At 40.5% G+C, this 11013-nt stretch carries 9 protein-coding genes and 1 pseudogene; all 10 read right to left on the reverse strand.

The genetic code is table 11. The annotated features are described in order from the left end of the window. Window positions 1-6: 6 nt before the first annotated feature. Window positions 7-789: a LytR/AlgR family response regulator transcription factor gene (locus tag H6A61_RS11460; RefSeq protein ID WP_204393738.1), complete on the reverse strand. Its 783-nt coding sequence runs from the start codon at window positions 787-789 to the stop codon at window positions 7-9. A 12-nt stretch (window positions 790-801) separates the two neighbouring features. Next, window positions 802-1845 (reverse strand): sensor histidine kinase, encoded by a 1044-nt coding sequence (locus H6A61_RS11465; RefSeq protein WP_204393740.1) that lies wholly within the window; start codon window positions 1843-1845, stop codon window positions 802-804. Between the two features lie 9 nt (window positions 1846-1854). After that, window positions 1855-2766, reverse strand: coding sequence for an efflux RND transporter periplasmic adaptor subunit (locus tag H6A61_RS11470; RefSeq protein WP_204393742.1), 912 nt, complete (start codon window positions 2764-2766; stop codon window positions 1855-1857). Window positions 2767-2775: 9 nt separating this feature from the next. Next, window positions 2776-4008 (reverse strand): TolC family protein, encoded by a 1233-nt coding sequence (locus tag H6A61_RS16300; protein WP_430746808.1) that lies wholly within the window; start codon window positions 4006-4008, stop codon window positions 2776-2778. Window positions 4009-4016: 8 nt separating this feature from the next. After that, window positions 4017-7125: pseudogene (locus H6A61_RS11475) on the reverse strand (efflux RND transporter permease subunit); the annotation flags it as partial. A 225-nt stretch (window positions 7126-7350) separates the two neighbouring features. Next, window positions 7351-8328: an SPFH domain-containing protein gene (locus H6A61_RS11480; protein ID WP_204393746.1), complete on the reverse strand. Its 978-nt coding sequence runs from the start codon at window positions 8326-8328 to the stop codon at window positions 7351-7353. A 42-nt stretch (window positions 8329-8370) separates the two neighbouring features. After that, window positions 8371-8805, reverse strand: a complete 435-nt coding sequence (locus H6A61_RS11485; RefSeq protein ID WP_204393748.1) for an NfeD family protein — start codon at window positions 8803-8805, stop codon at window positions 8371-8373. A gap of 83 nt (window positions 8806-8888) precedes the next feature. After that, on the reverse strand, window positions 8889-9875 hold the full coding sequence (locus H6A61_RS11490) for a PGN_0703 family putative restriction endonuclease (protein WP_204393749.1): 987 nt from the start codon (window positions 9873-9875) through the stop codon (window positions 8889-8891). Between the two features lie 200 nt (window positions 9876-10075). After that, window positions 10076-10816: an HNH endonuclease gene (locus H6A61_RS11495; protein WP_154042755.1), complete on the reverse strand. Its 741-nt coding sequence runs from the start codon at window positions 10814-10816 to the stop codon at window positions 10076-10078. A 4-nt stretch (window positions 10817-10820) separates the two neighbouring features. Next, a complete protein-coding gene (locus H6A61_RS11500; protein ID WP_204393751.1) occupies window positions 10821-10985 on the reverse strand; it encodes a hypothetical protein in 165 nt (54 codons plus the stop codon). Window positions 10986-11013: the final 28 nt, after the last annotated feature.

The following is an 11013-nucleotide window of genomic DNA, read 5'->3' on the forward strand; positions in this document are numbered from 1 at the left end:
TCAAAATCAGAACCATTCCTTAAATTCTGAGGCCTTAGCCTTGCTTATTATGATTTTATCCTTCAAGTCCATTGGAATGTTCAGGTTTATTACCAGACGTCCGTTAAACCACAGGCTGATGTCCTTTATTGCTTTTCTTGAAATGAGAAACTGGCGGTTTGCCCTGAAGAAAAGTTTTGGATTCAGCATTTCCGTAAGTTCGTCCAGTGAAAGAGTGAAAGGATATTGCTTTCCGTCAGCATTGACTGCCTTTACCTGTCCGTCGGATATATAGAAGAACAAAATTGATTCTACAGCCAGTGGTATGAACCTGTCGCCTTTTTCTGGAATAAGGAAATGCGATTTATAGTTTTCTTCCTTATTCAGCCTTTTTATTATTTCATTTATCATGTTGTTCTGTTGGGCTGCTTCCTGTTCCTTGCAAGGCATATTTGTGTGAAGCAGTTTTAGTTTGTCAAATGCTTTCTTCAGATCCTCAGCATTGATAGGTTTTAGCAGATAGTCAATACTGTTTACCTTGAAAGCTTTCAGGGCATACTCATCGTATGCAGTGGTGAAAATAATAGGGCAGGTTATATCTATACTGTCAAAAATTTCGAATGCAGAGCCGTCGGCCAGATGTATGTCCATAAATATCAGGTCGGGCATCGGATTGTTTTCCAGCCACTCCAGACTTTCGCATATACTGTCAGCACAGCCAACTATTTCAGCTTCACTGCACACATCCTCCAATATGGCTTTCAGATTTCTTAGTGCTGCTTTTTCATCTTCAATGATAAATATCTTCATATCAGTCTTGGTTTATATAAGAGGTAAAACAACAGTAAATGTGTCATCAGTTTCAATTATCTCAATATCTTTCTTATATAACAGTTTATATCTGTTGCTCAGGTTGCTAAGCCCTATGCCCGTGCTGCTTACAGTGCCTCTCCTTAGCTGTAGTCTGTTGGAAACCTTAATGGAATCATTCTTTGTTCTGACTTCTATGCTTAACGGATGTCTGTTGCTTATCTCGTTGTGTTTAACTGCATTCTCTATCAGTAACTGTATAGACATTTTTGGAAGCTTCTTGCTCATTTCAGATTCGGCAATTTCGAATTTGAATGTAAGATTGTCCTCATATCTCATTTTCAGAAGATATATGTAGGAATACACGAATTCCATTTCTTCTTTTACTGATATGGAATGTGAGTCACTGTCTTTCTGTAAGGTATATCTCATTACTTTTGACAGTTCATTCAGATACTCCTGGGCTTTTTCCGGCGATTCCCTTATCAGCGAATATAGTGTGTTCAGCGAATTGAAAAGCATGTGCGGGTTCAACTGGTTTCTCAGTGCCTCAAACTGGTTGGCTATGTTTTCAATCTTCAATTGTTGCATTTCCATCATCACCTTTCTGCTTTTCAGGCTTCTGTTCATCAGATAACAGCTTAGAGTGATTATTCCTGAAAGAAGGAAATCCCTCAGCGGGTGTGTATATACGTGTACACTGGCTTCTATGGCCGGTATGCCGTATGTCCTGTGAAGAAGTACGAAACACTTTCCCATAATTCCGTTCAGCAACAGGTCCAGGAAAAACATTATGAAGATAGCTTTTGTACCTAATTCTGTGCTATCACTGTTGAACCTGAAAATCATTCTGTTGAGCCAGAACAGTATTATTATGGACAGGTAGGTGAACAATACTTCACAGCCAACCTGTGTCCAGTCTAAACTGGGATATACCGTATTGGCCTCTTCGGGACTGAATAACGCAATCAGTTCCGGGAAATTCATGGTAAATGCCACGGTTATCCCAATGGCATTTACCAATACATGATATTTGTTTCTGCTGAAATATTTCATTCCGCAAAGTTACATATTTTTATTCAGTTGAGCATTTACATACATGCCCGGGCGGAATAATTTGTTTGTTTCCTTCACTTTGGCATATACGTTGATCGAGCGGTTCTCTGTATTTACAGTCTGGTCGATAGATATAATTTCAGCATTGAATTTTGTATCTTTTATACCATTGACTGTAAATGCCAGGCTATCACCGATATTCAGATGCGCAAGGTCTTTTTCGTATGCTGTGAGCAAAAGCATTATCTCCGATTTGTTTATGATTTTACATACCGATTCTCCTTCGCCTACATACGTTCCAAGGTTTACGCTCATATTTGTTACATATCCGCTTATCGGAGCCTTTACCTCAAGATACGTTTTGATACCGTTCTTCAGAAGTTCGTCAGTATCTACATCCAGCAGTGCAAGTTTAGCTTTCGATGCTTCCAGCTGGCTCTTCATGGAAAGATATTCTGCCTTGCTCTGTTCGAATTTCTTTTCAGATGCAGCCTCTTCAGAGACAAGTTTTTCCTGTCTTTTGAATTCTTTTTCCAGGAATTCTGTCTGTGCATTGGCAGTCAGGAATTCCTGCTGCAGAAGAATGAAATCCGGATTTTTTAGCGAGGCTATTATCTCTCCGCTTTTCACGTAGTCGCCTTCAAATACGGATATTTCGTGTATTGAGCCGCCCATGGTCAGTGTAAGTGTGGAACTCATTTTAGGAGGCATTATTATTACTCCGTTGAATGACACAGGAGGCATTACCTGTGTAGCTCCGGTATTGGCGTCTGTTTCTTCTGATTCCGTATTGTTATTTGCTGTAGTGTCTTCAATAGTGATGTTTTCACTTACTGTTTCATTTGATGAACCGTTTTCTCCCGAACAGCCCATCATGATAAAGGCTGAGAATATGCTAATCGGTAAAAATATCTTTTTCATGTCTAAATGTTATTTATCTGTGTATAGTTCAAGTTCGAGCACTGATACGTTGTAGTTATATACAGTCTCAATATATGATTTCTTTATGTCTCTTGCTGAATTGATGCTCTGTACAAATTCAGTGATGTCTATCTCGTTTGCACCGTAACGTGATACTGCGCTGTTTTGTAATGACTCTGCTTCATACAATGCTGCTTCGGTGAAGTACTGGAGGCTTTCTTTCTGCTGTTTCAGTCTGCCTTTCAGTTCTTCCACTTTATTGTTAAGCATGGTCTTGTTGTTGTCAGCTTCCCATTTCGCTATTCTCAGACTGATTTTAGCCTGCTTGCTTCTGCTTTTCTGAGGAAAGAACAATATCGGGAATGAAACTCCCACCATCCACGAATTAAGGTTTTTCAGAGGAGCGATTTTCTGACGTGTATATCCGAATGAAAATTCAGGGAAGAACTTGCTCCTTTCTATCTGCAGCAGTTTCTTTTGCTCATCTACTTTTCCCAGGAAATAGTTCAGATGGTCTGCCGATGGCAATAAATCAGTGTCACTGCTCTGGAATATTACAAGAGAATCGTCAGAAGGCAATATCTGAATGTCTGAATAGCATACCCATGTCAGCCTTTTCTTTGCCAATGAGACTTCTTCCTGCCAGTGGAGCAGCATGGTACGCATATTTGCCGCCATAGCAGAAATCATGTTTTTCTCTGTCAGGTCGATGTCTCCCTGAGAATAGCGCAAATCTCCACTCTGTTTTAACTTTCCTGCTATCTCATCCTGATGCTTGTACAGACTGTATATGCTGTTGGCATACTGGTAATATGTCCATGCACGCTTAACTTCGGCTATGATTTCCTTTTTAACCATATTACGGTAGTATTCTCCTGTACTGACCTGCGATTTTACAAGGGAATTCTTATAGAATGGGGTAAGGAACGAACCGAGAGACTGCTCTATGCTCATTTCATTGTCCTTGTTGAATTCACCGTTCAACTGTCCCCAGGCATAACTGAAGGAAGTGCTTCCTCCGTCCCATATTTCTCCTCTTGTGGCTCTCGACTTTTCTATTTCTGCTGTAGAGACTTTCAGTCTTGGGTGGTTCTGTAATGCAATCTCTATAGCTTCCTCCATGCTTACTCGTTTAGCCTCACTGCTTTGGGCATTGACACCTACGGCAAATGACAGGATTATAGCTGTCATTGCTATGGTTCGTGCTGTACAGCTCGTCTTTCTGTTATTCTTTCTTCTCATAATAGAGTGTGAAATATTATTTACAAGTTTATAGAACACAGGAATGATAATCAGTGTCAGAACTGTAGATACAATCAATCCGCCTATCACCACTGTAGCCAATGGTCTTTGTACTTCCGCACCGGCTGACGTAGCTATTGCCATTGGCACAAATCCCAATGAAGCCACAAGTCCGGTAAGGAATACAGGTCTCAGCAGATGCGGACATCCGTGTCTGATTATACTTCCTGTACACATGGTGTATTCGTTCTTCTTTCTTAAATCGTTGAAATGGTTTATCATAAGAATACCGTTTAATACAGCCACACCGAACAGAGCGATAAATCCTACTCCGGCAGAGATACTGAACGGCAATCCTCTAAGCCATAAAGCCACGATACCACCAATCAGTGACAATGGAACGGTAGAGAACACAACAAGCGAATAAATAACGCTTCTGAACGCAAAGAACAGCAACAGCAGTATGAGCAGCAATGCGATAGGGATAACCACAGTAAGAGTATCAATGGCATTCTGCAGATTTTCAAACTGTCCGCCATATTCAAAGTAGTATCCCGGTTTGAGCTTAACGTTCTTGTCCAGTGATTCCTGGATTTTTGAAACCACCTGCTTTATGTCAGCATTTCTTACGTTTACGCCAATTACCACACGTCGTTTCGTAGCATCACGGTTTATCTGAAGAGGTCCGTTCTGGAAAGATATTTCGGCTACTTCACTCAGAGGAATGCGTATTCCCTCGGCAGTACGCACAAACAGTCTGTTTATGTTCAGGTCTTTCACCTTCTCGTTGTCAAGACGTACAACGAGGTCGAAACGTCTCTCGTTTTCGAATACCACTCCGGCTGTTTCTCCTGCATATGCAGTACGGATAATGGTGTTCAGTTCTTCTATGTCTATACCATAACGCGCTATCTTGGCTCTGTCATAGTTTACAAGGAGCTGTGGCAATCCCATAGCCTGTTCCACAAGCACGTCAGATGCTCCCGGAACCTGCTCAACGTATTTTGCGGCTTCTTTTGCTTTGTTGTAAAGTTCCTCCATATCCTCACCATATAGCTTGATGGCAATATCGGCCTTTGCTCCCGTCATAAGCTCGTTGAAACGGAGCTGTATCGGCTGACTGAAGTTGAATTCCACATCCTCGATACCTTCGAGTGCGGCTTTCATCTTTTCCACCATTTCTGCTCTGCTTCCAGCCGATGTCCATTCGGAGAAAGGTTTCATCACAATCATTATGTCCGCATCTTCCACGGCCATAGGGTCGGTAGGAACTTCCGCTGTACCTATTTTTGCCACTACATGCTTTATCTCAGGGAATTTCTCTTTAAGAATCTTCTCTGCCTCAAGTGAGACCTGGATGCTTCTGCTTAGAGAACTTCCGGCTGGCAGTGTCATCTGCATGGCAAAGTCTCCTTCATCAAGCGTAGGGATGAACTCTGCTCCAAGCCTTGTAAACAGGAACAGCGATGCTATGAGAGCAACAAACGATGTCGCTATAGTTCCCCAGATATGTTTCAGACAGAAATTCAGTGTCTTGTGGTAGTAGATGTTCAGGCCGGAGAAAAAACGGTCGGCAAGTGTAGGTTTTACCGAAACGGTCTTTTTCAGGAACAGTGACGCCATCATCGGAACGTATGTGAGTGAAAGCAATAATGCACCTATGATACAGAACACCAGTGTCTTTGCCATAGGGGTGAAGTACTTGCCTTCTATTCCTGTAAGTGTGAGGATAGGGAAGAACACTATCAGTATTATCAGTACAGCGAAAGTGGCACTTCTCACCACATTGCCCGCACCTTTTTCCACTTCAGCGTCCATTTCCTCTTTAGTGAATGTCCTGCCCATCATATTCTTGCCGTAGATATGTGCCAGGATTCCTTCAAGTATCACTATCGAGCCATCCACCACAATACCGAAGTCTATTGCTCCAAGACTCATCAGATTGGCCGATACACCGAATATCCTCATCATAATGAATCCGAAAAGCATGGCAAGAGGAATGACTGATGCCACGATAAGTCCTGCCCTGACATTTCCGAGGAATATGATAAGCACAAGGAATACTATTATGGCACCTTCTATAAGGTTCTTTATTACGGTAGATATGTTTCTGTTTACGAGTTCCGAACGGTTCAGATAAGGCTCTACTGTTACACCCTCAGGTAGCATCTTTTGTACTTTGGCTACACGTTTTTCAAGTTCTCCTGTCACGACATTGGCATTCGCGCCTTTGAGCATCATCGCTATACCGCCCACACATTCGCCTTCGCCGTCCTTTGTCATCGCTCCGAAACGCTTTGGAGCACCGAATCTCACCTTGCCGATATCTCCGACATGTACCGGGATACCGCCACGGTTCGTTATAACAATCTGTTCTATATCCTTCACGTCCTTAATCATACCTTCCGAACGGATATAGTACGCGCGGTTCACCTTTTCTATATAACTGCCTCCGGTGTTCTGGTTGTTCTTGCTGAGTGCTGAGAACACTTCGCCGATAGTGATATTCAGTGAATACAGAGCGTCAGGGTCAACAGCCACTTCATACTGTTTCAGATATCCTCCGAAACTGTTTATCTCCACTATACCGGGTATTCCTGAAAGCTGTCTTTTCACTATCCAGTCCTGAATGGTTCGCAGCTCCATTGCATCGTATTTGTCTTCGTATCCCGGTTCAACCTTCAGTACGTACTGGTATATCTCGCCCAGTCCGGTGGTGATAGGCATCATCTCCGGTGTACCCAGTTCGGGTGGAATCTCCCCGGCAACTGTTTGGATTTGTTCGTTAATCAACTGCCTGGCATCCAGAGTCGGTACGTTTTCCTTGAAAACCACTGTAACGAGCGAAAGTCCGAATCTTGATACAGATCTGATTTCTTCCACATTCATGATATTGCTCATGGCAATCTCTATCGGGAATGTGATGAGCTGTTCCACTTCCTGTGGAGCAAGGGTAGGTGATACAGTAACTATCTGTACCTGATTGTTTGTTATGTCCGGCACGGCATCTATAGGCAGTGTAAGCATGGAGTATATACCTCCTGCCAACAGCATTATTGTAGCCATTGCCACAAACAGTTTTTTTCTGATTGAGAAATGAACGATTTTTCTAAACATAGTTTTTGCGTGATTATGTTATTTCTGATAATAACGCAAAAATATGTATTATGTCAATGCTCCGGTACCGATATCTTATGAGGCTGATAAAAACGGAGGTGAAGTGACTGTTTGTGGAGGTGAAATATCATTCTGTTTTCACTGAAAAAAAACGTGCCCGCATTCGAAATCAAATGCGGGCACGTTTAAAGTCAAACACGGGCACGTTTTAATTTAAACGTGGGGTTATCCTTTAAGTATATCCTTAATGCCTCCCAAAGAGCCAAGTAGGGAAGTAGCTTCGTACGGTATATAGACTGTCTTGTTATCCTTTCCGCTTGTCATTTCTTTAAGGGTCTCGATATATTTCAGTGCAATCTGATAAGATGCCGGATCAGAGCTTGTTCCCTTTATAGCCTCTGCCAGTTTCTCAATGGCCTCAGCCTCAGCTTTTGCCTGAAGGATTTTTGCTTCCGCTTCACCCTGAGCCATCAGAATCTGGGATTCTTTCTGAGCCTTAGCCTGATTTATCTGTGCTTCCTTCTCTCCTTCGGAATAAAGAATCTTCGAAGTCTTGTCACCTTCAGCCTTCAGAATCTTTGCACGGCGTTCACGTTCTGCCTGCATCTGCTGTTCCATGGCACGGCGTACACTCTCGGGAGGAGTAATGTCCTGTAGTTCCACACGGTTTACTTTAACTCCCCATTTGTTTGTTGCCTCGTCAAGAACCTCACGAAGACGGGAGTTGATTGTATCGCGCGATGTAAGAGTTTCGTCCAGTTCCAGTTCACCGATAATGTTACGTAGAGTTGTCTGCGTGAGTTTCTCTATTGCGTTAGGCAGGTTTTCTATTTCATATACCGACTTGAACGGGTCTGTAATCTGAAAATACAGCAATGCGTTAATGCTGGTGGTCACATTATCTTTGGTAATCACGCTCTGTTCCGGGAAATCGTAAACCTGTTCACGAAGGTCTATCACGTCCGACATTCTTATAAGTGTCTGTGTAGCTCCGTTCATTCTTGTTACCACATACCTTGTATAAACTTTTCTCGGTCTGTCAAGAATAGGCCATATTATGTTTATACCGGAAGACAACGTGCTGTGGTATCTTCCCAATCTCTCAATCACTTTTGTTTCCCCCTGTCGGATAATTTTAAGCCCTTGCACTGCGAAAACTATCACAACAAGTGCCACAAGCCCTACAATAATCAAAGCTCCCATAATGAATGTGTGTTTTTAAGAAGTTTATAATAAAGATATTTATCATGCTTTTCTGACGGTGAGTATAATGCTGTCCACTTTAAGAACGACAACTTTCTCGCCTTTCATAATATTGTTTCCGTCTTCTGATACAGCCTTCCATCTGTCCCCGTCAATGGCTATGCGTCCGCTGTTTGTTTCCGCTACAATATCTTCCTCTACAATGGCGGTTCGTCCGATAAGAGCTTCCACTCCGCTTTTCGGCGAATCTTTCTTCCTTGAAAGGAACTTAAGCATGAACGGACGTACATAGATGAATGATATTAAGGTGAAAACGGCAAATACCGTAATTTGCCAAACCAGAGAGTCGGTGAAACAAGATGCCACTGCTGCGCCAACGGCTCCAATAGCCAGACAGAGTGCAGCAAAACCTACGGTGATTATTTCTATTATTACCAGTGCCAGTGCTATGGCAAGCCATATTTGCCAGATTTCCATAAAATGAGTGTTTTAAAAAATTATGTTGTCAAGATATTAAAAGTTTTCGGGTTTTCAAAGGGGAATGAAGAATTTATTTAGAACTAAATAAAAGGATATCTTGTATTCAGATAATCTACCCATTGCCTGTTCTTTTCATTCATTTCAAAATGTTTACTTATAAGAAGAATTAGTTTCTCAATAGTAATATATCCGAATGTCGATTTCCCATATTCTGACAGTAATTTTTCATATTCCGGAAGTACTTTCTTGAAATGGATATTACCATTGGGATATAGTGTGATACTATGAAATCTGTAGATTTGTCCGTTCATAACCATTGTCGCACCTAACAAATGGTTTCTCCATATCTGGCGAAAATCATCTTTACAAAGCAATGTTTCACATAGACGGCGGTTACATATCTCATTTGTGTACAATCCGCATTGTCGAGTCTTGGTGGCGTATAGAGAATCTTCCTGCTCCATAACTCTTTTTCTTTCTAATTTTCCAAAAGGATACCCTTCTTCAGTATATTTCACTTCAATACATACACCACACTCTTTCCCATTATAAATATATTCAATATATGTGTCGAATGAAGTATTGTCATCAAGTGCGGTCTCTTTTTGCGGAGCCCACTCAATACGAATATCTGTGACTTTGTCTATCTCGTCAGTTTTCAAAATTTCCTTTAATAGGGCAACCGTTGCCTGTTTATCTAAATTCATAGGATAAAATACATTCCATGGAATATGCTCACTCCTTAACATATTACCCATAAGTCCCTCATGGAGTGCGGCGTTCATCTTTGTATACCGCTCCTTTATACCATTTAGTATATAGCTTCGATAAACCTCACAGAAATTATATCCTAACGAAGCGAATGGCTCCATAAGGAAAGCACCATACTTACCGAACTTGTGTTTAGGATCGTATGGAATACCTAATACCATCTGGCGGAAGAGTGATTGCTTTTTCCTCGCATGTGCTTTAAAAGCTGGCTCATTGGCGCTAAGTGGGATTTCTTGATATGATGCTTTCTGCTTTAATAATATAAGCTTTTCTAGTTTATATATTTTGTTTGTCATACTTTTAAACCTATGTACTGAAGAATATGATGAGTAATTATTTGTAATCAGTTTTCGTAATTAAATTTGTGGACTATAACAATTAAAGCAAGTAACCTAATTAATCAGGTAGTAGACATGGAAGAGATGTTGTTTTAAGATTATGAAGTCTGAACTTGTGATATCTACAAGTAGTGGGGCATATATCTTTTAAAAAACATTTATCCAATAAAACAATATTTATTGTGATATTTTAAATAAGTCTTGTGTGCCTCTTCAATACGACAAAGAGATAAAGTTGAAGTCAATCCCAATAAATACTTGTCATTTTTGGAAAGCAATTTTGAGTAAATTGCTTTCCCCTCAGAGGTGAATGTTAAGTAACCCAAATCAAATAACTTATCATAATTTGGTAAAAGTAATAATCCGTTGAATACATCCAGCCGTTCATCATTTGTTGAATCTTTCCAAGGTTTTATGTGAGAAGCTACTAGCATATCTGTTAATGAACATTTGCTTATAGCACATCCATCCCAATACTTAATCAAATTGTTACGAAATACCCCTTGACCTCTTCTAGACAAGATAATAGATTCTTTTTCAGTAACAGACAGATGTTGATTCTCTTTAATTTTCTCAATCTCTGATAAAATACTGTTATCGTATCGCTTACGATAATCTGATTTTAGGAAATCTAAGAATTTACGTAAACCGGAACGAAAATCAGAGATAGATTTTCTAGTACAATATTTTTCCCTTTCAGTGCAGCGTATTTCCTCTTTTCGTAAAATATCTTCAACACTTTCTTCATTTAGAGTATTATCTATACGGTAAGTCGTTGAAAGAAACTTTAATCTAGAAATATAATCACTACTAGTTTTTGGAGTTAAACCTCCTTCCGTAACCATGTAATGATAAAAATCCGATTGGATGTTCAAAAAATGTTTTTCCTTCTTGTCCATCTAATTATTGTTTATTTTCTTCATTATCTACTTCTTCCATTGCACGCATCAGAGTATTTAATACCTGATCGTATTCTTCACTCAACCAATCTAAGCAAACACTTTCTCTTTCTTGGTAAAGCAAATCATAGGCATCTGCTAAAGCTTTACGAATCAATTTTGTATCCATATCTTATTTTATGCAAATTCTATTTATT

Origin of the sequence: Bacteroides caecigallinarum (assembly GCF_016901995.1) — a bacterium.
In the GTDB taxonomy this organism is placed as follows: domain Bacteria; phylum Bacteroidota; class Bacteroidia; order Bacteroidales; family Bacteroidaceae; genus Phocaeicola; species Phocaeicola cellulolyticus.

Coding starts and splice junctions, on each gene's coding strand:
- H6A61_RS11485 (WP_204393748.1), bottom strand. CDS start 8,805: ATGGAAATCTGGCAAATATGGCTTGCCATAGCACTGGCACTGGTAATA.
- H6A61_RS11500 (WP_204393751.1), bottom strand. CDS start 10,985: ATGGATACAAAATTGATTCGTAAAGCTTTAGCAGATGCCTATGATTTG.
- H6A61_RS11460 (WP_204393738.1), bottom strand. CDS start 789: ATGAAGATATTTATCATTGAAGATGAAAAAGCAGCACTAAGAAATCTG.
- H6A61_RS11495 (WP_154042755.1), bottom strand. CDS start 10,816: ATGGACAAGAAGGAAAAACATTTTTTGAACATCCAATCGGATTTTTAT.
- H6A61_RS16300 (WP_430746808.1), bottom strand. CDS start 4,008: ATGAGAAGAAAGAATAACAGAAAGACGAGCTGTACAGCACGAACCATA.
- H6A61_RS11480 (WP_204393746.1), bottom strand. CDS start 8,328: ATGGGAGCTTTGATTATTGTAGGGCTTGTGGCACTTGTTGTGATAGTT.
- H6A61_RS11465 (WP_204393740.1), bottom strand. CDS start 1,845: ATGAAATATTTCAGCAGAAACAAATATCATGTATTGGTAAATGCCATT.
- H6A61_RS11470 (WP_204393742.1), bottom strand. CDS start 2,766: ATGAAAAAGATATTTTTACCGATTAGCATATTCTCAGCCTTTATCATG.
- H6A61_RS11490 (WP_204393749.1), bottom strand. CDS start 9,875: ATGACAAACAAAATATATAAACTAGAAAAGCTTATATTATTAAAGCAG.